The organism is Microcoleus sp. Pol10D4 (assembly GCF_036701555.1).
Classification (GTDB): Bacteria; Cyanobacteriota; Cyanobacteriia; order Cyanobacteriales; family Microcoleaceae; genus Microcoleus.
In genome coordinates this window covers 44,511-66,320 of the sequence record NZ_JAUBRA010000002.1, presented here as the reverse complement: position 1 = coordinate 66,320, position 21,810 = coordinate 44,511, and the positions used below count along the sequence as shown (strand labels likewise).

Here is a 21,810-nt window from a genome sequence, read left to right as displayed (position 1 = left end):
GCAAATGCTAGCGATCGCTATCCGCAGTTAGGAATTTCTAGCACTTTCGCCAAAAAACACTGCGGGTAGCAAAACCTTTGTTTTTATAACACAGGGGCAGGACAATTAGCATTAGGCGCTGTTGTCTGCTAATTGCTCTTGCTGCCAGAAATCGGGTCGAGAGCCGGCAAGCCAGTGATCGAGCGTTGCTGTTTGAGGCTTTGCACTTCCAGCAGCAAGGATTCGATTTCTGCTTGCAAGTGCAGGAACTTAACTTGCTGATCGGCTTGGTAGGGGCACTTTACCAAATCTACTTTGCGGGCAAAACTGGTCGATAGGCTAGAAGAACTAGCCATTTCGGGGTTGCTCGCGGTCACTTGAGGCCGGGAAAGAGTGGATGAATTATTTGACATTAGTAATTGAGTAGACATATCTACACATTCACACCATTAAGTTACTTTAACCTGAACCGATCGTATTAAACATCAAATTAACCGATCAAGCTAAAATTAGTGTAAATTCTTTGGCCATTGCCTAAAACCATTGACATCGTGACCCTGATTCTACCTACTACTGACTCTGTTGCTAACTCCGCTGCTAACTCCGCTGCCCGCGCAGCCGAGCCGAAACGCTACGGCTGGCCCGGCTTGATCGAAGCTTATCGCCCCTACCTGCCGGTGACGGAAACCACGCCGGTAGTCACTCTCCAAGAGGGCAATACTCCCTTGATTCCAGCACCTGCGATCGCCTCTCTCATCGGTCGAGACGTGCGCGTCTTGGTGAAATACGACGGCCTCAACCCCACTGGTAGTTTCAAAGACCGGGGGATGACAATGGCGATTTCCAAGGCAAAGGAAGCTGGTGCCGAAGCTGTAATTTGCGCCAGTACGGGCAATACTTCGGCCGCCGCGGCCGCCTACGCCCGACGCGGGGGAATGCGAGCTTTCGTGTTGATTCCCGAAGGTTACGTGGCTTTGGGCAAGCTGGCGCAAGCTTTGCTTTACGGTGCGGAAGTAATTTCGATTCAGGGAAATTTCGATCGCGCCTTAGAAATTGTCCGCGAAATGGCTGTCAATTATCCGGTGACATTGGTCAACTCCGTCAATCCTTACCGCTTGGAAGGCCAGAAAACCGGTGCTTTTGAAGTGGTGGACGCTTTAGGCGACGCCCCAGACTGGCTGTGCATTCCCGTGGGAAATGCGGGAAACATCACAGCATACTGGATGGGTTTTTGTCAATACCACCAAGCCAAAAAATGTTCGCGCTTGCCGCAGATGATGGGATTTCAAGCAGCCGGGGCTGCGCCTTTGGTAACGGGCCAAGCAGTGGCGAACCCAGAAACCCTGGCGACGGCAATTCGGATCGGCAACCCTGCTAGCTGGAAACAGGCGATCGCAGCTTCCGAAGCCAGCCGTGGCAGTTTTGCCGCAGTCACCGACGCCGAAATTCTCGACGCTTACCGTTTGTTAGCATCACAGGAAGGAATTTTCTGCGAACCGGCGAGTGCAGCTTCTGTGGCCGGTTTGCTGAAGGTAAAAGACCAAGTTCCGACTGGGGCGACGGTAGTTTGCGTGCTAACTGGTAACGGTTTGAAAGACCCGGATACCGCAATTAATCACAGCAACAATCAATTTAAAAGTGGCATTGCTCCGAGTTTGGATGCAGTAGCTGGGGCGATGGGGTTTTAAAAGAAGGAAGAGGGAATAGGGAAATATGAAAACTCTTTGTCATCTTCTCTCTCTTCTCTTCCTCTGCGTCCTCTGCGGTTCGTTAAAAAAATTCTTAATTCATCACCAGGAGCAAACAGAATGGTTCAATCACCTGCCAAACTTCTAAGTGTTGATGAATTTATTGCCAACTTTGGCGACAGCGAGCGTTACGAACTAATCGATGGTGAATTAACCGCAATGGAACCAACGGGGCCGCACGAACAAGTATCCGCCTTCCTCGGACGAAAACTCAATGTAGAAATCGATCGTCTGGATCTACCCTACTTTATTCCCCCTCGCTGTCTCATCAAATTATTAGGAACAGCAACAGCGTTTCGCCCCGACGTACTTGTAGTAGATCGAACTCAACTAATTAATGAACCTTTGTGGCAACAAGAACCTGTAATTACATCGGGAAACTCAATTAAACTAATCGCTGAAGTCGTCAGCACCAATTGGCAGAACGACTACGCCCGTAAAGTTGAAGATTACGCACTGCTGGGAGTGCATGAGTATTGGATTGTGGATTATCTGGGCATTGGCGGCAGAGAATATATTGGCAAACCCAAACAGCCGACAATTACGATTTGTATGCTGCGAGAAGATGAGTATCAAAAAAAGTTGTTTCAAAAGAGCGATCGACTGATTTCTTCACTCTTCCCAGACTTGCAGTTAACCGCACAACAAATCTTCGGAGTAAGCAGTATTTTAAATTCCTGATTACCAAACGGCGGTAGTTCGAGTAACAGTAAGCTGCGTAGCGTACACCCTACAGAATAACTTCAAAGAGCTTGTATGCTGCGGAGCGTCAATAAAACTTTAGCGATTATACAATGACTAGCCCTACTGCAACCCTGTTAATTTCCTGTCCCGATCGCAAAGGACTCGTCGCCTTACTTGCCAATTTTATCGCCTCCCACAACGGCAATATTATCCACGCAGATCACCATACAGATTTTACCGCTGGATTATTTCTTAGCAGGTTAGAATGGCAATTAGATGATTTTGACTTAACCACCGAACAAATAACACCTGCTTTTAGTGAAATTGCCAAGGACTTACAAGCCAATTGGCAATTGCATTTTTCTCATAAAATTCGACGCATCGCAATCTGGGTAAGCCGTCAAGATCACTGTTTATTAGACTTGATTTGGCGACAGCGATCGCAAGAAATTAGGGGTGAAATCCCCCTGATAATCAGCAACCATGAAAATTTAAAGCCTCTGGCCGCACAATACGGTATCGACTTTGAGTATATTCCCATTACTAAAGACAATAAAGCTATTCAAGAAGCACAACAGTTAGAAATTCTTAAGAAATATAAGATTGATTTAGTAGTTTTGGCTAAATATATGCAAATTTTGAGTCAAGACTTTATCAGAAGATTTCCCAATGTGATTAATATTCACCATTCATTTTTACCCGCGTTTGTGGGTGCAAATCCCTACGAAAGGGCTTATGAAAGAGGGGTAAAAATTATCGGTGCAACAGCCCACTATGTTACACCGGATTTAGATGCTGGCCCGATTATCGAACAAGATGTTGTGCGGGTGAGTCACCGCGATGAAGTGTCTGATTTGATTCGCAAAGGTAAAGATTTAGAAAGGGTTGTGTTAGCAAGAGCCGTGCGATATCATTTACAAAATCGTGTTTTAGTTTATGGCAATCGGACTGTGGTTTTTGCTTGAAAATTAGGCATCATATCAATTCTGGTTTGTTACTCTTTTGATCAATCGGCGAGTGATATCAATTCCGGTTGCACGAGCCAAGTGCAGCGAATCCCAAAGTCTTTTCAACTTGATATTTTTCCTTAATTGTGATGCTGTTAAGATTTTCCGTTGCCGTCTTGTTGCGATCGCCTTTCGACCAGTTTTCGTAAAGAGCGGCGCATACGACGAGGTTTCGGAACTTTTCCTTCGCGCTGCTGCGAGCGATCGCCATCTGTCTCTTCGGTTTGATCGTGGAACAAGATGTTCCGCGTGGGATAAGGCAAATCGAGGCCATTTTCCACATATAGCTTTTTTTTAATAGCAGAAATTACCTTGTCGCGCGATCGCAGATCGTCAATTCGGCGCGGCGGAGCAATCCACCACCGAACGCGGATATTGACGGTACTTTCTGTTAACTCCATCGCCAGCACATCGGGTTCAGGAGCTTTCAACACCTCCTTCACGCTGTACATTGCTTCCAGGATTAACTGCTTGGCGTAATCAATATCGTCGCCGTAACCAATACTAATATCGTATTCCATGCGGCGTTTATCGAAAGCAGTATTCACTGTCACCGTATTCGTAAACAATTCGGCATTAGGAATGACAATCCGCCGACCATCATAGGTTTCGATTGTTGTAGCGCGCGTCTCAATATTTTCTACCGTTCCCTCAAAGTTTTTAAACACAATTTGGTCATCGATTCGGAACGGTTCCGTCAATAGAATTAGGATACCAGCTAAGAAGTTTTGCAAGATATCGCGAAAGGCAAAACCAATCGCCACCCCGCTAATTCCCAGCAGTTGCACCAAATCGCCAGCTTTCAATGTGGGAATTATAATCGAAAGAGAAATAAATAGACCAACTAGAACGATCGTACCCTGCGCTAACCGTCCTAACACCAGCCCCAAATTTCGAGCTTGGTGGTGCTTGCGGGTAACTCGCCTGACCACTCTCTTAATTTGCCGACCCACAAAGTAAAAAATTGCAAAGACAATTAACGCCAGCACAATATTAGGGAGCATGATCAGAAAGCCGTCGATCATGCTCTGAATCTTTTTCCAGACTATGGATATCTCTGCCTTCATGAAGTTTCCTCGTGCATCAGTCGTTGTCGATAGTAGTAGAATCTAGCTCGATTAAGTTCTATCTAAAGACTGTAGGTTGGTACGATGCAAGGAAGATATTTTGGCAGTCCTCAAAATTTTGAATGCAGATTATAGGTTGGGATATAGTACAGTTACATCGATTAGTAGACCATCCGTAGATGCGGAATAATATCAACTCAGCCCTTCATCGGAATTATTCATCTCTCTTCCCTTCCTCTGCGTCCTCTGTGGTTTAATTATTCCGATATAAGCGGAAATGAATATCCTAAAGAAGCTGAGAAGTTAATGCAGCCTAATTGCAGTTAAGGCAAAAACAACGCATCGCTGACTAAATCCCATCTGCTAAAGGGACTCGCCATGCCGACAATTCCTGAATTTGTAACTTCTAATTCCCAAAGGGCGGTAGATCGAGTAACTGATTTTTAGAAGGTGGAAGTTGGGCGGGATTTTTGCCTGGGGCAGAAGTTTGGCGGATTTCCAGAGCAGTTTCGCCAGGATTTGCAGTGCGAGTAGGTACTATTTCTAAAGAATATACTGTCTCCGTTTTTGCAGGGGCAGGATTTTGGGCTTTCGTGAGCAAGTCAACGGCATCTCCGAGGGCGCTAGTTAAATTTTTGCTAGTTTCGGCGTGACGGGCTTCTTCTTGTTTGAGGGCTTGAGTGAGTTGTTTAACTTGTTCGATCGCCCGATCGCGCTCTTGAAGAACTTCTGCTAACTTAGCTTTAAGTTCGCCTACTGTTTGCAGTTGTTCGACTTCCTGCTGGCGAGCAACTCCAGCATCGTCGCCTTCGGGCATAATGGGGGAAAAATTTTGTAATTGCTGTATTTGTGCTTCCAGAGCAGCGATGCTTTGCTGAGTTAATTTAGCATCATTCCGCCGCTGCTCGGCTTCGGTATTGTAGAGTTGGCGCCACTGAACCGCACTTTCACCGGCCTCATCTCGATCGCGCGAAACTTCTGTTAACTGCTGTTGCAGCCGCTTAATTTCATCTAACCACTGTCTGACATCCTGAGCCATAATATTGATTTTAGATTTTAGATTTTAGATTTTAGATTGGGGAATTGGGAATTGGCAATTGCGAGTTGATAATGGCTTAATTAATTAACGACTTGTGTACCTCATCTTTCGCCCCATTGCCTGTGCGCTATGAACATTTTTTACTGGTTGCGCTACCTGATTTTAGCTTTGTTTAAGGCATTTTTGAGGCTGCTTCGAGCTCTCAAATGGAAATTTGGTGGTTTTTGGCTGTTTTGTCGGTGTTTGACTTGGGACACGCTCAAAGAAGTCGGCGCGAAGGCAGGAGAACAGCGCTTGCCGGGGCTGTCTGCGGAAATGGCCTACAATTCTATGCTGGCGCTGTTTCCGGGGCTGTTGGCTATCTTATCTGCGATCGCCCTCTTTGAACCTTTGCAGTCAACACTTTATCAAATCGCCCGTCTTTTGGGCGAAGTTATACCCGATAACGTTCGGAACTTGATTGGTGGGTTAATCAAAGAAATTATGTTAACTCGGAGTAAAGGGCTGTTTTCGGTGAGCTTTCTTGGGGCGATTTGGGCATTTTCTGGAGTAATGAGCGCGGCGATGGCTGCACTCGATCACATCCATGAAATCCCCAGCGATCGAACTAGACCATTTTGGAAAGCAAAACTTATTTCTCTGGCGCTCAGTATCGGTACAATTGTGCTGTTAATTCTAGCATCGGGAGTAGTATTTGTCAGCGACTTAATTGTACAAGCTATTGCCCGCCAGAGTTGCCTGCTGGAGTCCGTCGCCAATTGCGATTTAAAAGATGTTCAAAATTGCTTGCTGCTCGCCAGCACTTGCCCTTTGGAATCGCAACTGTTAGGTGTTTGGCGGCTGTGGCGGTGGCCGATTTCTTTGGGAATTGTATCACTGGCCTTTGCCTTTGTTTACCGCTACGGGCCTAGCCGCCGTCAACCAGATATTCCTATTTTGTCGGGAGCTGTTTGTGCTGCTATTTTGTGGGCGCTATTTTCAGCTTTATTTCGGTTTTATGTTTTGCACTTGGGCAATTATACTTGGACTTACGGCACGATCGGAACTTTTATTGTGTTGCTGCTGTGGCTCGATCTTTCTTCTTTGGTGATGCTGATCGGCGCTCAGTTGAATGTGACAGTGGGAAAGGCAATGAAACTAAAATAACGGGCATTGGGCATTGGGCATTGGGCATTGGGCATTGGGCATTTGTTATTTGTTATTTGTTATGACAACAGTGAACAGTGAACAGTGAACAGTGAACAGTCAAAAAACTATTATTAATTACCGGATGCCGGCTTACCTGCGGAGTAAAGTGCTGAGGATACCCGCAACAAAAGAAAACAAAATCAGTATCCAGACAACACCACCGGGAATGAATGTCAATATCCCAACACCTCTGAGAATCCAAACTAGGAGGGTGAGGCCCAGGATAGTCAAAAAGATGCGGGTAGATAGTCGCATTTGAAATCTAGGAGAATTAGTCATGTTGAATGTTAAAGTTTTGTCTGGATCAATGATAGCTGCTTTGCTGGCGATCGGCAGTTACCTCACTTTAATTTCGGTTCCGGGTTCCGCTGTTGCGCCTGGGGGTGCAAATAAGTTGGGGGAAATGGCAAATGCTGCTCAAAAAACACCTACTGCAAGTTTAACAATTTCCGATCGCACAATTGGAGCGGCGAAGGTGGGGATGACTTTCGGACAATTGAAAAAGGCTCTGGGTTCCACGGCGCAGTTTAAAGTTCAGTCTCCTTTTATGGTAGACTTTGATGCCGTGGCTGTCAGCCAGTCGGGAAAAGTGCAATATCGGATTATTTATGCTGCGGGTACAAAGCTAAAAGATTCGGATGTCATTGAACTTTTGATGACTGATAATTCTAATTATAAAACAGTTCAGGGCGTCGGGCCGGGAATGACGTTGAAACAAGCTGAGGCTATTTACGGCAAAGCTACTTTATCTTATAATGTTGATAATGAAATGAGAGAAGGGGTTGTATTTGCCAAGCAACCCACTAGAAACATTATGTTTGTTCCCAAGGCTGAAGGGAAACAATTTGGGGGAGTTTATGGCGCTGGTAAAGGGGGATTCTATCAGACTAATAAGTATCACCCGAATGCTGTAATTAAGTCTGTGATGGTGCGGAAGTAAGTTAGTAGAGACAGCCCAATAGATCACTCTGCCAGTAAAATCGCTTCTACAGAACCTATGATCCCAGCAGAGAAGGACGATCGCACTTATCAACAAAAGTGCGATCGCCAACGTTTAGTTAACTGAAATCGCCGCGAAAATTACCATTTATAACGCGCTGGTGACGGGATTGGAAGGGCGGCCCAATGCAGCTAAACGGTGACTGTCCCCGCTTAAATCGAACACAACCTCAAACTTAACGTGAGGTATAGTTTGTCGCAGAAACTGAAAATGCCCGTCTGCATCTGAACGACTGCGGAAGCGGGCGACAATCATCCATTGATGAGAAGGTAACAAACGGGCGATCGCCCAACAACACAAGCGGTCTTTGTATGTCAACATAGAACTCGTCTCCATTGATATTTTTGGAGCCAGAGCCAGCCCGGAACCTTGGACAGTGAGGGGCTGGCTTCTGACGTTGTAAGGCCTGAGCCTTATATACACTAATAGCATAATTTGATGCCATTGACATCAAATGACACAAAGATATATCAAATGGTGTTGGAGTGTAAAATTGAAGACAATTGAAGTAAAACCATCCCAGCCCATGCCTTCACGAATGCGAGTCACAGTTACCCTGCCAGAAGACGTTCATCAAGCCTTGTCCGAATGGGCTGAAGAAGAAGATAGAACCCTTGCAAACCTGCTATCCCATGTGGCAGCTAAAGCAGTCAGAGAGCGCCAAGAGCAGAAAAAGGAAGAATCAGAAAGCGATCGCCCTTAAGCGATGACCACGGCGTAAGATGGAGTTTGTTGAGATGTTTTGCAGTGCAACCAATGGCTTCACGGGGACGAGTTACCGCATACTTGCCAGAAGAGATTCAAAAAGCTCTCGAAGAATGGGCAGAAGAAGACAGCAGATCCGTCAGCAGTTTGGCAACGTACCTGCTAACTAAATCTGTTCGAGAGCGTCAAGAACAGAAAAAAGATAAATCAGAAAGCGATCGCCCTTAAGAACGATCGCCCGCAATCCCATCCGCGTCCATCCGCGTCCATCCGCCTACATCTGCGGTAAAAAAAAAGAACCATCGCCTCAAAAAAATAAGGTGGGCCGCAGCCCACCCTACCCAAATTATTTCGCAGTCACCAACTGAGCCGGCAGCCGCTTAAACGCCAACCTTTCATTCTCGATATCCACAAAAATGGTATCGCCGTCAGCAAAATCTCCCCGCAAAATACCCTTCGCCATTTGCGTTTCCAACTCGCGTTGAATTCCCCGCTTCAATGGCCGCGCACCGTAAACCGGATCGTAACCAATTTCTGCTAAGAAATCGATCGCAGATTCCGACAATTTCAGAGACATCTTGCGATCGGCTAACCGTTTTTCCAAGCGCTTGACTTGCAACAGCACAATCTGCCGCAGTTCTGCCTTACTCAAACCGTGGAAGATAATCATCTCATCAATCCGGTTCAAGAATTCTGGGCGGAAAGTTCCCCGCATCGCTTCCATCACCCGACTCCGCATTTGTTCGTTATCTCCTGCCACATCTAAGATGTATTGAGAGCCGACATTCGATGTCATAATAATCACAGAATTCTTAAAGTCTACCGTGTGACCTTGAGCATCGGTAACGCGGCCGTCATCCAGAATTTGCAGCATGATGTTGAAGACATCCGGGTGCGCTTTCTCGATTTCATCGAATAGAATCACCGAGTAAGGACGGCGGCGCACAGCCTCAGTTAATTGTCCACCTTCGTCGTAGCCAACGTATCCCGGAGGCGCACCAATTAACCGCGAAACCGCGTGTTTTTCCATGTATTCCGACATATCAATTCGGACGATCGCTTCTTCGGTGTCGAACAGATAAGACGCTAAGGCTTTGGCTAATTCGGTTTTGCCAACACCCGTGGGGCCGAGGAAGATAAAACTCGCAACCGGACGATTGGGATCTGCTAAACCTGCGCGCGATCGCTGAATAGCATCTGCAACAGCCGTCACCGCTTCATCCTGTCCAATTACCCGCTTGTGCAGTTCATCTTCCAAGTGCAGAAGTTTCTGCATTTCCGATTCAACCAACTTGCTAATCGGAATTCCCGTCCACTTGGAAATAATCTCGGCAATGTCAGCTTCCGTGACTTCTTCCCGCAGCAGAGTTTTACCTGTGGTTTGAGTTGCTGAAAGTTGAGCTTCTGCTTCTTGCAATTGTTTTTGCAATTCAGTTAACTTGCTATATTTCAACTCAGCAGCGCGGTTCAGGTCATATTTTAATTCAGCTTGCTGAATTTCAATATTCACCTTATCAATCTGTTCTTTAATCTTTTGAATGCTGCCGATGACACCTTTTTCCGATTGCCACTGGGCATTCAAAGCGCTTTGCTGTTCCTTGAGGTTGGCTAAGTCTTTTTCCAGTCTTTCCAAGCGTTCGATCGAAGCCACGTTACTTTCTTTTTGCAGCGACAGTCTTTCCATTTCTAGCTGCAAAATCCTGCGATCAATTTCGTCTAGTTCTTCTGGCTTGGAGGTAATCTCCATTTTGAGTTTAGCGGCTGCTTCGTCCACTAAGTCAATGGCTTTGTCTGGAAGGAAGCGATCGCTAATATATCGAGTAGACAAAGTAGCCGCCGCCACCAGGGCGCTGTCAGAAATTTTCACGCCGTGGTGAACTTCGTAGCGTTCTTTCAAGCCCCGCAAAATCGAGACAGTATCTTCAACTGTCGGTTGGTCAACATAAACTTGCTGGAAGCGGCGTTCTAGTGCCGCATCTTTTTCGAGGTACTTGCGGTATTCGTCGAGAGTTGTAGCGCCGATACAGCGCAATTCTCCCCTCGCTAACATGGGTTTAAGTAAGTTGCCGGCATCCATCGAGCCTTGAGTTGCGCCAGCACCGACAACGGTGTGAATTTCATCGATAAATAAGATGACTTTGCCGTTACTATCCATCACTTCTTTGAGTACCGCTTTCAAGCGTTCTTCAAATTCTCCCCGGAATTTTGCACCCGCAATTAACGCGCCCATATCTAAGCTAATTAATTGTCTGTCTTTGAGAGATTGTGGCACATCTCCGGTGATAATTCGCTGGGCGAGTCCTTCGGCGATCGCAGTTTTGCCGACTCCCGGTTCCCCAATCAATACCGGATTATTCTTGGTGCGACGGCTCAAAATTTGAATCGTGCGGCGGATTTCGTCATCCCGTCCGATTACCGGATCGAGTTTGCCTTGACGCGCGGCTTCTGTCAAATCTCGGCCGTATTTTTCCAGCGCTTCGTATTTGCCTTCTGGATTTTGATCGGTCACTTTGTTCTTCCCCCGGACTTGGGTAATAATATCTTTGAGCTTGGCTTCATCTAGTTTAAATTCTTGTAGTAGATTTTTGCCAAAACGATCGTCCTTAACGTAACCTAGTATCAAATGCTCGATCGAAATAAATTCATCGCCGTAGTCTTTGCGATAAGTTTCGGCGCGATCGAGCAAAGTGTCGAGAGAACGACCTAGATAAACGTTGCCGCCGCTTCCTGAGATTTTGGGCTGACGACTGATAAACTCGTCAGTGCGATCGCGCAATTTTGCTACAGAAACTCCAGCTTTGTTAAACAAGCTGCTAGCAAGTCCCGATTCTTGTTCCAGCAAAGCTTTCATCAAATGTTCGCTTTCTAGCTGCTGCTGCTGACCTGCTTTGACGATTTCGGGGGTGCGGGCGAGGGCTTCCCAGGCTTTTTCGGTAAATTGGTTTGGATTATTTGGTTGCATAAATTTTAATTCCCTGCATTAAAAATGATGACTGCTGTAGAGGCAATTACTTAATTCCCCGTACAATTGTCATTGTAGGCAGTTGCGGAGGGGGGGGCGGATCGGTGTTCCCCTATCTTGAGATAGGTATTTCCGTCCTGTGTAGCAGTCTCTCGCAAGGAAAAGCAAACTATCGCCCCTAAAAGTTGGACTCTTGGATAAGAGCAACTCTCACATTAAAAATGCTTTCTAGTGCCACTTGAAAAAACGGCACCTTCTTAAACAGTCTCCTGCTGCGGAAAATGGAGAAACACTCATGTAAATAGGAGAGAGGACTTGAGAAGCGCCACAGTCCTATAGCTAAACCCAAAGCGTTATTGTTTTACTCATCAATAACAGCCGCTATAACTCTCACACATGGAAAATATAGCTATGAAAATTTTACCTTTAATTTCGTTAGGAATTATAGCAAGTGCCGCGATCGCACTAGCCCCTGAAGCTTTGGCAAGTACCTGGCGTGCCGCACACCGGATGTCGGGTTTTTCCGCCGACAGCAATTACTACTTGTATTTAGAAAGTTCCAGAGATACAGGAGCGGGAATTCCCAAAGCAAAATTGCAAATTGTCCAAGTTGCTGCAAATTCCTGCATCAAAAATGGGTGTATCCAAACTAAATATGGCGAGCCAGACTCCAATAAAAGCACTAAAATGGCCGAAGATGACTTGCTTAAAAAAAGTTGGAATAGCAGGCAAACTTTGAAGTTAACTCCTCCTCGATCGGGAACTAAACTGAACATTATTTCTCGTACTCCCGGAGCCAATGGAAGCGAGACAGTTGCCGTCAAAGTCAATACAGCAAAGCCTTTACAGATTCGCCTGGAACAGTGGCAAAAAAATGCTTCTGCTGGCAAAGAAAGCGCGGCCATGCGTCTTGTAATTAATCATAACGGTCGGCAGCGTGTCCTCGGAACGCTGAACAATTTTCAAGATTGGGTGTTCTCTTATTCAATCCGAGAAGTTCGTTTGTCTCCGAATGGGCGCAATGTAGTTGTGCTGGTGGACAAGACAGAACGCACTTTTGAAGGAGTCTTGAAAACTACTTTTGTACAAGGCTTTGTTCTTTAGGCTTGCTATATTCCCAGGTCAAAACCTGGGAATATAGCTGATACGCATTTAAATTGGGATTTTTGAAGCCTAGACTCCTTGCACCCTGGCTTTCAGGCAAAAAAATTAAATGCTGAACAGCTTATCAAAACTTACAGTGATTATTGGCCAATTTTAATCATGTTCCCTGAGCAAAAGTGATTTCAAAAATGACCACTTTACTATCTCTAAACCGAGATGAAATCTTCAGAACCGATGAGATTGGGAGCAACACCTATCAAAGAAGCTAAAACTTCACCGCTGCTGGCTACTGTAATTAATGTGCCGTCAGTTCCCGGCGAAATTGATAGCTGTCCGAACGTCAAGCCATTGATTAATTGCACGGTATCTTGAGACTTAGCGAAATCAGCGATCGTATCAACTCCCAATCCGATACCTAAAACAAAAACATCGTTGCCCCCACCGCCGACTAGAATATCGTTTCCCAAACCGCCGTTGAGGGTGTCAAAACCTTTGCCACCATTCAGGACATCGCTGCCGTCGCCGCCGACAAGGATATCGTTGCCTCGCAAACCGGTAAGTACGTCGTTCCCTTCCACACCGTTGATAATATCGTTGCCGCTGGTGCCAGCCAGGTTGTCGTTGCCGCTAGTGCCGTTGATGTTGTTATCAGGAGGGTTATTGCCTGGAGTGTTGCCGATGTCAGAAACAAAGACATCGCGGGTATTGTTAGTATCCCCCGGCACGAGGTTGGAAGAATTTGAATTAAACGCTACTCTCCGCCCATCTGCTGAGATGGAGGGGTAGAAGGAGGCATTGTTTCCCTGATTGCCTGCTGCATCTACTGACACACGGGTGGTGGTATTGGTGAGCGTGTCTCGCACGAAGATGTCGGAGGCATTGTTAGTATCCCCCGACACAAAGTTGCTGGCACCTGAATAAAAGGCCACAAAGCGCCCGTTGGCAGAAATGGACGCGTTGGAAGAGTCGCCGTTCGCCTGATTGCCTGCTGAATCTACTGACACACGGGTGGTGGTATTGGTGAGCGTGTCCCGCACGAAGATGTCATAGGTTTCGTTAGTATCCCCCGGCACGAGGTTGGAGGCATCAGATCTAAACGCTACAAACCTCCCGTCGCCTGAAATAGAGGGATTGTAGGACTCCCCGTTCCCCTGATTGCCTGCTGAATCTACAGAGAGGCGGGTGGTGGTATTGGTAAGCGTGTCCCGCACAAAGATGTCAGGGCTATAGTTAGTATCCCCCGGCACAAGGTTGGAAGAATATGATTGAAACGCCACAAACCTCCCGTCGGATGAGATGGAGGAGTTTTTAGACCCGCCGCGTCTAAAGTCGTCGTAGCGTGTTAATGGGTCTACGGAGGTATTGTTCCCCTGATTTCCTGCTGAGTCTACAGAGACGCGGGTGGTGCTATTGGTGAGCGTGTCCCGCACGAAGATGTCGTAGGTTTCGTTAGTATCCCCCGGCACGAGATAGGAGTCCTTTGACTCAAATGCCACAAACTGTCCGTCGGCTGAGATGGAAGGGTTGATGGAGCCATAGTACGTCTGATCGTCCGCCTGATTGCCTTCTGAGTCTACAGAGAGGCGGGTGGTGGTATTGGTGAGCGTGTCCCGCACGAAGATGTCAGAGTTAGCGTTAGTATCCCCCGGCACGAGGTTGGTGGCAACAGACCAAAATGCCACGAACCGCCCGTCGGCTGAAATAGAGGGGTCAAAGGAGTCCTCGTTCGCCTGATTGCCTGCTGAGTCAACAGAGACACGGGTGGTGGTATTGGCTAGCGTGTCCCGCACAAAGACATCCTCGCTAGCGTTAGTGTCCCCCGGCACGAGGTTGGATGCTGGAGATTCAAACGCCACAAACCGCCCGTCGGGCGAAATGGAAGCAGAGGAAAAGATGCCCAATGGCCCTCGATTGCCCTGATTGCCTGCTGAGTCCACTGAGACGCGAGTAATATTCATAAGCTCTGATATTTCAATAGTCCGAACTGTTTTTATTTCGTAGTCTGGAACCCTGGGTTTTCCCTTGTTAGCTCGATCGCCTTAAAGCCTTGAAACCCTTATTCTACGACTGGTAATCAAAAACTATCCGAAGTATTAATATTTAAGAGTAGAACTTTGGAGATGGGTTTTGCGATCGCACGGCAATTGAGGCTATTTACACTTTATGCCCTCATCGCCTTGGCGGTTGCTATATCAATACATTTTAAAATTTCCCTCTTCCTTCCTCCCTCTTTCTTTTTCCTTGAATATCTGCCTCCTGACTATTGACGAATGCTCAATAATTAATCCGTGTATCCGTTTCAAAATCAATATTTTGCCTGACTTTATGCTTGCATCACCACCCGTTCCGGGAGACTGACAATAAAAGTTGAACCCTTACCATCCTCGCTTTCAACGCTAATTTCGCCGCCGAGAATTTGACACAAACGCTGGCTAATTGTCAATCCCAAACCCGTGCCTCCGTACTTGCGGGTAGTCGAAGCATCAGCTTGGGTAAAAGGTTTGAATATCTGCTCTAATTGCTCGTCCGTCATGCCGATTCCGGTGTCGCTGACTCGAAACATTAAAACTTGAGAAGTGTAGCTTGAACCCGATTGAAAATCATTATTTTTATTTTGTTTGGTCGGTCTTGATTTTTCAATTTTCATTCTTTCCACGCCGATAGTAATGACGCCTTTTTCGGTAAACTTGGCAGCATTGCTGAGCAAATTAAGGAGAATTTGCCGCACTTTCGGTTGATCGGCGTACATTGTGCCGAGTTCGCCTTTGGTTTTCAGTGCTAAAGAATTGCCTTTCTTTTCTACTAGCGGTTGAGCAGTAGTCATCACTTCTTCAATCATGGTCGCCACGTCGAAGTTTTCCAAATAAAGCGTGACGTGACCGGCTTCTATTTTGGAAATGTCGAGAATGTCGCTAATCATATCTAACAGGTGTTTGCCTGCGGTTTGAATTTTTTCTAAGTCCGGGAGAAAGTCTTCTGAACCGGAATCTTGAGCATCTTCTTGCAGCATTTCGCTGTAGTTAATGATGGCGTTGAGGGGGGTGCGTAGTTCGTGGCTCATGTTGGCGAGAAATGCACTTTTCGAGCGGTTGGCAGCTTCGGCGGCTACTTTTGCTTCGTGCAATTCTTCGGTGTATTCAGCTACTCTTTGGATCAGTTCGTTGAGGGAGATTGCTAGCATTCCCACTTCGTCGGAAGTAGTGACGGGTACTTGCAGGTCAAAGTTAGATTCTTCTGTCACTCGCTGAGCGATGAGGGTGGTGGCTTCTAAGGAGCGAGCGATCGCCCCGCTGGTGTATGCTGCTAGAATTGCTGCGATCGCACCTGATATCAAGAGAGAGCAAACGAGAATGAGAGTTCCGAGTTTTTCGGCATTTTCGTAGGTTCTCAATGCCTCATCTGCTTTCTCCCGAAAGTTGGCGGCCAGTTGGGCTGAATCCTCGGAAAACTGTTTGAGTTTCAAAGCAGTTTCGCCAGCCACAAAATTGTTCAAGTTTTGCCCCAAAGCCTGCTGCTGCTTCGGATTCAAAGCAGATAATTTGGCAGCAGCCAACAATTTTTGTACTTGTTGAAAGTATGATTCTACGGTTTTGCCGTTGACTTGAGCGAACTGTTGAAGCTGTTGGTAGTCTTTGGCAACCTCGGGATTCTTCGTAGGCGACGAGGTTTGCAGTTGTTCGAGGATGCCGCTCATCTGAGCAACGCGAGTCAGGAATTCCGAGCGTTGGCTATCGAAAATTTGCGGTTTGGCCGTCAGACTCGCCAGCTCTTGCTGCTGAATTCTGACTTCCTGCACCGTGTTGTTGAGGTTTGTCAGGATTTCCGCTTTATCTCGGTCGAGCGCTAGTTTTTCTCTAACTTGCTGCTTGTGATAGGATTCTACTCCCCGTCCCGCCACAGCACCCAAAACGGCAATACCAATGACCAATGCGTATCCGCAGCCGATTTTCTGCCTGATACCCAAGCGGCCCAACAGACTTTTCAACCCTATTTGAGGACGGTTCTGCAGTTGATTTTTCAAAGCTAAGGTTAAAGACATGGGCAATGTACTCGTCACCTTTGAGAGGCACCATCTATATTCTAATTGATGCCTGTCTGAGGGTAAATAAAGTTCTGGCTTCAAGCCCGCTTTCGGCAGTTATTGGGCCTTTGCAGGGTTCCACAGCTCGATCGGCTTGACAGTTTGGAGGAGTTATGCGTAACAAATTATAGCAGAAGGAAGAAGAAAGAAGGAAGAAACAGTCAAAGGGAGCATTTCAGTAATTAAGAACGTGCTCACCGTCGGGCGTGGTTGCGATATTGTGAGTGGCGAGTTATGAGTTAGATTTCTAATTCATAACTCTACTCTACTCGCAACCCACAACTCTATAGCTGTTCCCCTACTGGCAAAGTCGAAATTGTGCTATCTCAGCAGGAATTCTTGAAGCATTAGGTACGCTCGCAGAGGCAGGAACGAAGATTCCCATGCCGTAACTGCAACCCTCTGCAGTCTTGCATTCGCCAGGCTTAGCACTGATTTGATATTCGCCTTGGGATGGGGGAGTAAAAGAGATTGACGCCAGTTCGCCTGTCTTTTGACTCACAGCTATTTCCTGGCCGCTTGCATCCTTAAGAGATAAGTTTAAATCCTGGCAATTTCCGTCGCAAGTGGCAACAAAAACATACTCCACATTAGGATGCAGCGTCGCTCTAAAAGGAGATGAAACTTGGTTGCGAACTTGACCGAGCAACGGCACAAATACTAATTTTTGACCGTTGCCTTTCCGCTGGTCAACTTCTGTTTTCAAGCGACAAATAACCGTTTTTTCGTTTTCGGTCAGTTCTTGAGCAATAGCATTTCCTACGATTGTAGTACCGAGGAGCAGGGCAAGGCCGGAAATAACCAGATGTTTGAAATTCATTGATGTCCCTTAAAGTTAATTTTGGGTGATTGCAATAGACCGCTTTTGTCAGCAGTCTATTAGTTTATCTGGAGCCTATCACATTTGTTGACTTTTCCTAAAAAAAGCTGGGACAAAAGTGCGATCGAACTCATGTCTGGTTTTAGATGAATCTGGCGTCAGCTATCGCCGAAACTCCACAGATTGCAAACCGTAGGAGCAGAACCTCGTCCTGATTGTATTGTACTAAATTAGGACGATCGGCATCGGTATCTAGAAACCCGCTTCCTGGGCCGATGCGGAGCAGCTAAACCTAGGATTTATAGTATAGACGGGGTTTAAAAAAACCGGAGTGAGTCCAAGACTGTAAATGTCTGATACAGGTTCCCCGATTCCACCCCAACAACATAATCTTGTCCCTGTCAATATACAAATAGGTTGAAACTTGTGGCTCTACTAGACTAACAAAACTCCGAAGGCAAGAGTTAGCTCCTACTTCTACCATTTTCCTTCTTTTTACCCGATCGCGAAGTCGAAGGGCTTTGTTCCCATCATTTATCACTGTTCCGAAATTTCCACGCGGGAACAAATTTAGAATCTCCCCAAACGCCGCGGCGATTTTTCTTAGCTTCGGCTTCCGCTTGTTCCAGAATACTTGCACTCGGACAGTTTTTCAAGTAAGGACGGTAAACCATTGCTAATCCTTCGCGGATCAAAACTTCTTGGGCAAATGTACCATTTGGCAAGCGAACTTCGCTAACTTTGCGACCGTAACGGTCAGTATCGGTGACGGTCAAAACAACGCGGTCGCCCCCTTTTTTGACAAGCTGCTGCATTCTTTGGTGGGCTAGATTTCCCCACTTAAATTGATTTTTCTTTGCTGCTGCTTTGCTATTTTTTTCAGCATTGGTGTGCGCCACTTCCGGTGCATCTACACAGGCAAAACGCACTTTGATATCTTTTCCAGCGCTATCGCTGGCGACAAGGGTGTCGCCGTCGCTGACTCGCTTGACAGCATAGTTATTCGGTGCGAACTTTTGCGGACACCCAAATAGTAGCAATAGCACAGCAACTGCGCTTAAGGTTTTTATTTTTGGGAAAATGGCGAGTTTAGGTTGGCTCATATTTCTCTGTTTTATTTAGTTTCCATCCAATTTTGCCCAGCGTGGATGTCAACTATCAGCGGTACGCTAAGTGGCAGAGCATTTTCCATCGCCATTCTAATTTTCGGCTGCAATTCTTCCCATTCATTGGGAGGTACTTCAAAGATTAATTCATCGTGAACTTGCAGCAGTAGCCGCGCCTGATAGTTTTGCAAAATTTTGTCTACCTCAATCATGGCAAGTTTAATGATATCAGCACTGGAACCTTGAATGGGAGCGTTAGCTGCTGCCCGCAAAGATTGGGCGTCATCTCTGCTGAGAGATTTAAGCCTATCGGAGTGAATGTCTTGGGGATTGCGGCCTTTTAAGTCGCGGAGGCTTTCGCTCTCGAAGTTTAAGTAACGGCGGCGGCCGAGTATTGTGGTAACGTATCCGAGGGCGATCGCCTCTTTTTTTACTTTCTCCAAATATTCAAAAACTTTACTGTAACGCTCGTTAAATCGCTTAATAAACTCTTTGCCGTCTGCTGCGCTTTTACCCATCGATTTGCCAAACTTAATCGCCCCCATACCGTAAACTACCCCAAAATTAATCGTCTTGCCAAACCTGCGCTCGTCGGGAGTTATTTCTTCCTTTTCAAACAACAGTTGAGCGGTTACGGTATGCACATCTCGGTTATTTTGATAAGCTTCAATTAACACAGGTTCTTGACTCAAATGAGCCAAAATTCGCAGTTCGATTTGAGAATAGTCAGCCGACACCATCAGCCAACCTGCTTCTGGTAAAAAAGCCTTGCGAATTTGCCGTGAAAACTCGGTGCGGATGGGAATATTTTGTAAATTTGGATTAGAAGAAGAAAGCCTTCCCGTACCAGTTGCCGCTTGGTTGAAATCTGTATGCACTCGCCCAGTATCCTTACGCACTAACTGAGGCAAAGCATCGACATAAGTTGATTTCAACTTGGATAATGTTCGGTGTTCTAATAAATCGTCTACAATCGGGTGGTCTCCTTGCAATTTATCCAAAACAGCCGCGTCTGTAGAGTATCCCGTCTTAGTTTTGCGAGACTTTTTCTGAAACTCATCCGGGATTTTTTCTAACAAGATTTCGCTGAGTTGTTTCGGGGAACCTAAATTAAACTTTCTTCCCGCTGCGGCATAAGTTTTTTCTTCTATTTCTGTTAAGCTCTTTTCTAGCTGTTGCGATAGTTCTTGCAGATATGCTGAATCAATGCGAATTCCGCAGTATTCCATTTCTGCTAAAACTGGTTCTAGGGGCTGTTCTACTTCCAGCAATAACCCCTCCAAAGTTTTTCCGGGAAAGCTAGATTCATCAGCTTCCTTCAATTTGGCTTTAAGTTCCTTAACTAAGTGAAATGTAGTGTAAACATCCATGCCGCAGTAGTCGGCTACTTCTCGAATGCTGATGTCAGCAATTGTTTTGTTTTTTGGTACTAATTGATTATAATTTTTGGGATTAGTGCGTAAGTATTCCCTTAACGATTCGCTGACACTGTGATTGTCTTCTGACTCGACTAAGTATTTCTTGGACAATTCGCTGAGGCTGTGGCTGGTTTCGGGATTGAGTACGTAACTGGCTAGCATGGTGTCGAAGACGACTCCTGCTAGTTTGATTCCCTGACAGCGCAGGATCGATCGATCGAACTTAGCATTTTGCAGCGCTTTGGGATAATTCTCGCTTTCCAAAATCGGACGCAAAGCATTTAAAACTGTGGCTTTGTCCAAGTTTGTGCCCGTTTTGTGTCCCGTGGGAATGTAAGCGAGATCCTCTCCGCCGGTTCCCCAACAGCAGCCAATTCCGACTAATTCGGCGTCTCGCGGTTCGATCGCGGTGGTTTCGGTATCCCACGCCACGGGTGAGGCTTTGTGGGTGAAGGTTTGCAGCAGTTCGACTAATTCATTTAACTGTTCGGTTGTTTGAATTATTCGGGGTTTAATTGGTAATTTGTTTTCCTGCTGGGCGGCTAGGGTTTCTGCCAAACTGTAAAATGTGTCACTTTCATCTTCTGAAATTTCAGAAGTTTGAGGTGACTTATCTATTGTGGGGAGTAGGGGTTGGGCATCTTGCCCGCCCTTTGCAACAGGCAAGATGCCTGTTCCACTCTCCAGTGAATTGATTGTGGGGTGGGCATCTTGCCCGCCCTTTGCCAATGGTTCTTCTACACCACCAAAACGCTTTTGAATTTGTTTAACTTTGCTTAAAAATGTCTTAAATTCCAACTTTTCCAGCATGGGAATCAAGGCTGATTCGTCAAAACCTATAAGCTTGCAATCTTCTAAATTGATTTCTAATGGCACGTCTTGGACAATTGTCGCCATGCGTTGAGAATGATAAGCCGCTTCTTTGCCTTCTTCTAGCTTTTTCTTAGTTGCTCCTTTAATCTCATCGATGGCTGCATAAATTCCATCAAGGGAATTGTAAGCTTCCAGCAATTGCAGGGCGGTTTTGTCGCCGATGCCTTTTACTCCGGGGATGTTATCGGATTTGTCGCCGCACAGGGCTTTGTAATCTATTACTTGTGGGGGCAAAATACCGAGTTTGGCTTTGACTTCTTCGGGGCCGTATTCTTGGGATTTGCCTTTGCCCGATCGCCTGAGTTCATCGGTACTCAAATATAATACGCTGATTTGTTTTTCGGTTTCTACTAATTGAAACAAATCTCGATCGCCCGTGAGGATTTTGACCTGATAACCGGCGGCGCTGGCTTTGTTTGCCAAAGTTCCCAAAACATCGTCGGCCTCGTAGCCGGGAGCAGTTATGGCGGGTAAATTCAAATAGCTGAGGAGTTCTTGCAGGTTTTTGATATCGGGAATAAAATCTTCGGGAGTTTCCGCACGACCGGCTTTGTAAGTTTCGTCTGCTTCGTGGCGAAATGTGGGTGTGGCGAGGTCAAAGGCGATCGCCATGTACTGGGGGTCGTGGGCCGCCATAACTTCCAGCAGCGACTTGAGAAAGCCAAAACAGACGCTGGTGGGAATGCCTGTCGTAGTTCGCAAGCCTCCGTCTCGACTTTTGGCAAAGGCGAAGTAGGATCGAAAGGCCAGGGAGTGGCCGTCAACTAAGATGAAGATGGGAGCTTGATTTGCCGACACAGACACAAATACCGATCGCACGAAAGGATTTTCTCATTGTACTCAGTTGTCCGCCTGCATCGATCGACCGGAAGGATGACCAAGAATTTCAAAGGTGGTACCCGCCACGTGATTTATCCGTGGAATCAATCCAAAATCTAAAATCTAAAATCTAAAATCCTCAAGCCCCCGAATTTATCCGTGGCGTCAATCCAAAATCTAAAATCTAAAATCTAAAATCGAATGACCCGC

The 21,810-nt window shown here is 46.3% G+C and carries 19 protein-coding genes; 8 read left to right on the top strand and 11 right to left on the bottom strand.

The annotated features are described in order from the left end of the window. Window positions 1–128: 128 nt before the first annotated feature. On the bottom strand, window positions 129–335 hold the full coding sequence (locus tag QUA36_RS01720; protein WP_333455175.1) for a hypothetical protein: 207 nt from the start codon (window positions 333–335) through the stop codon (window positions 129–131). 195 nt (window positions 336–530) lie between these two features. On the opposite strand from QUA36_RS01720, the gene thrC reads away from it, so the two are divergent. The 3 genes from thrC to purU all read left to right on the top strand — a co-directional run bounded on the left by thrC (window position 531) and on the right by purU (window position 3,376). Then, window positions 531–1,667 (top strand): threonine synthase, encoded by a 1,137-nt coding sequence (gene thrC, locus QUA36_RS01715; protein ID WP_445301411.1) that lies wholly within the window; start codon window positions 531–533, stop codon window positions 1,665–1,667. A gap of 120 nt (window positions 1,668–1,787) precedes the next feature. Further along, a complete protein-coding gene (locus QUA36_RS01710; RefSeq protein ID WP_333369617.1) occupies window positions 1,788–2,408 on the top strand; it encodes a Uma2 family endonuclease in 621 nt (206 codons plus the stop codon). 113 nt (window positions 2,409–2,521) lie between these two features. Beyond that, window positions 2,522–3,376, top strand: a complete 855-nt coding sequence (gene purU / locus QUA36_RS01705) for a formyltetrahydrofolate deformylase (RefSeq protein WP_333455173.1) — start codon at window positions 2,522–2,524, stop codon at window positions 3,374–3,376. A 137-nt stretch (window positions 3,377–3,513) separates the two neighbouring features. On the opposite strand, the gene QUA36_RS01700 is transcribed toward purU, so the two are convergent. Further along, entirely contained in the window at window positions 3,514–4,485 is a 972-nt protein-coding gene (locus QUA36_RS01700) for a mechanosensitive ion channel family protein (protein ID WP_333455171.1), read from the bottom strand. A 406-nt stretch (window positions 4,486–4,891) separates the two neighbouring features. After that, a complete protein-coding gene (locus QUA36_RS01695; RefSeq protein WP_333455169.1) occupies window positions 4,892–5,524 on the bottom strand; it encodes a hypothetical protein in 633 nt (210 codons plus the stop codon). A gap of 129 nt (window positions 5,525–5,653) precedes the next feature. On the opposite strand from QUA36_RS01695, the gene QUA36_RS01690 reads away from it, so the two are divergent. Beyond that, a complete protein-coding gene (locus QUA36_RS01690; RefSeq protein ID WP_333452956.1) occupies window positions 5,654–6,670 on the top strand; it encodes a YihY/virulence factor BrkB family protein in 1,017 nt (338 codons plus the stop codon). 132 nt (window positions 6,671–6,802) lie between these two features. On the opposite strand, the gene QUA36_RS01685 is transcribed toward QUA36_RS01690, so the two are convergent. After that, a complete protein-coding gene (locus tag QUA36_RS01685; RefSeq protein ID WP_333455167.1) occupies window positions 6,803–6,991 on the bottom strand; it encodes a hypothetical protein in 189 nt (62 codons plus the stop codon). On the opposite strand from QUA36_RS01685, the gene QUA36_RS01680 reads away from it, so the two are divergent. Beyond that, window positions 6,990–7,652, top strand: a complete 663-nt coding sequence (locus QUA36_RS01680) for a hypothetical protein (RefSeq protein WP_333455165.1) — start codon at window positions 6,990–6,992, stop codon at window positions 7,650–7,652. The two genes, QUA36_RS01685 and QUA36_RS01680, sit on opposite strands and share 2 nt — an antisense overlap. A 147-nt stretch (window positions 7,653–7,799) precedes the next feature. Here QUA36_RS01680 and QUA36_RS01675 read toward each other — a convergent pair whose 3' ends face one another. Beyond that, window positions 7,800–8,033 (bottom strand): hypothetical protein, encoded by a 234-nt coding sequence (locus QUA36_RS01675; protein WP_333455163.1) that lies wholly within the window; start codon window positions 8,031–8,033, stop codon window positions 7,800–7,802. A gap of 205 nt (window positions 8,034–8,238) precedes the next feature. Here QUA36_RS01675 and QUA36_RS01670 point away from each other — a divergent pair, with 205 nt between their 5' ends. Further along, window positions 8,239–8,415, top strand: a complete 177-nt coding sequence (locus QUA36_RS01670; protein WP_333029546.1) for a ribbon-helix-helix domain-containing protein — start codon at window positions 8,239–8,241, stop codon at window positions 8,413–8,415. A gap of 53 nt (window positions 8,416–8,468) precedes the next feature. Then, entirely contained in the window at window positions 8,469–8,645 is a 177-nt protein-coding gene (locus tag QUA36_RS01665; RefSeq protein ID WP_096829277.1) for a ribbon-helix-helix domain-containing protein, read from the top strand. 118 nt (window positions 8,646–8,763) lie between these two features. On the opposite strand, the gene clpB is transcribed toward QUA36_RS01665, so the two are convergent. Continuing rightward, window positions 8,764–11,379, bottom strand: a complete 2,616-nt coding sequence (gene clpB / locus QUA36_RS01660; protein WP_333455161.1) for an ATP-dependent chaperone ClpB — start codon at window positions 11,377–11,379, stop codon at window positions 8,764–8,766. Between the two features lie 411 nt (window positions 11,380–11,790). Between clpB and QUA36_RS01655 the strand changes: the two genes are divergently transcribed. Next, the gene (locus QUA36_RS01655; protein WP_333455160.1) at window positions 11,791–12,483 is read left to right on the top strand and encodes a DUF2259 domain-containing protein; all 693 of its coding nucleotides are present in this window, start codon (window positions 11,791–11,793) and stop codon (window positions 12,481–12,483) included. 206 nt (window positions 12,484–12,689) lie between these two features. On the opposite strand, the gene QUA36_RS01650 is transcribed toward QUA36_RS01655, so the two are convergent. The 5 genes from QUA36_RS01650 to polA all read right to left on the bottom strand — a co-directional run bounded on the left by QUA36_RS01650 (window position 12,690) and on the right by polA (window position 21,600). Next, complete coding sequence (locus QUA36_RS01650) at window positions 12,690–14,441, bottom strand: calcium-binding protein (protein WP_333455158.1); 1,752 nt, start codon at window positions 14,439–14,441, stop codon at window positions 12,690–12,692. A gap of 365 nt (window positions 14,442–14,806) precedes the next feature. Next, window positions 14,807–16,522: an ATP-binding protein gene (locus tag QUA36_RS01645; RefSeq protein WP_333164313.1), complete on the bottom strand. Its 1,716-nt coding sequence runs from the start codon at window positions 16,520–16,522 to the stop codon at window positions 14,807–14,809. A gap of 340 nt (window positions 16,523–16,862) precedes the next feature. Next, window positions 16,863–17,384, bottom strand: coding sequence for a hypothetical protein (locus tag QUA36_RS01640; protein ID WP_333455157.1), 522 nt, complete (start codon window positions 17,382–17,384; stop codon window positions 16,863–16,865). 530 nt (window positions 17,385–17,914) lie between these two features. Continuing rightward, window positions 17,915–18,487, bottom strand: a complete 573-nt coding sequence (locus tag QUA36_RS01635) for a thermonuclease family protein (protein ID WP_333455154.1) — start codon at window positions 18,485–18,487, stop codon at window positions 17,915–17,917. 11 nt (window positions 18,488–18,498) lie between these two features. Next, window positions 18,499–21,600, bottom strand: coding sequence for a DNA polymerase I (gene polA / locus QUA36_RS01630; RefSeq protein WP_333455152.1), 3,102 nt, complete (start codon window positions 21,598–21,600; stop codon window positions 18,499–18,501). Between the last annotated feature and the right edge of the window lie 210 nt (window positions 21,601–21,810).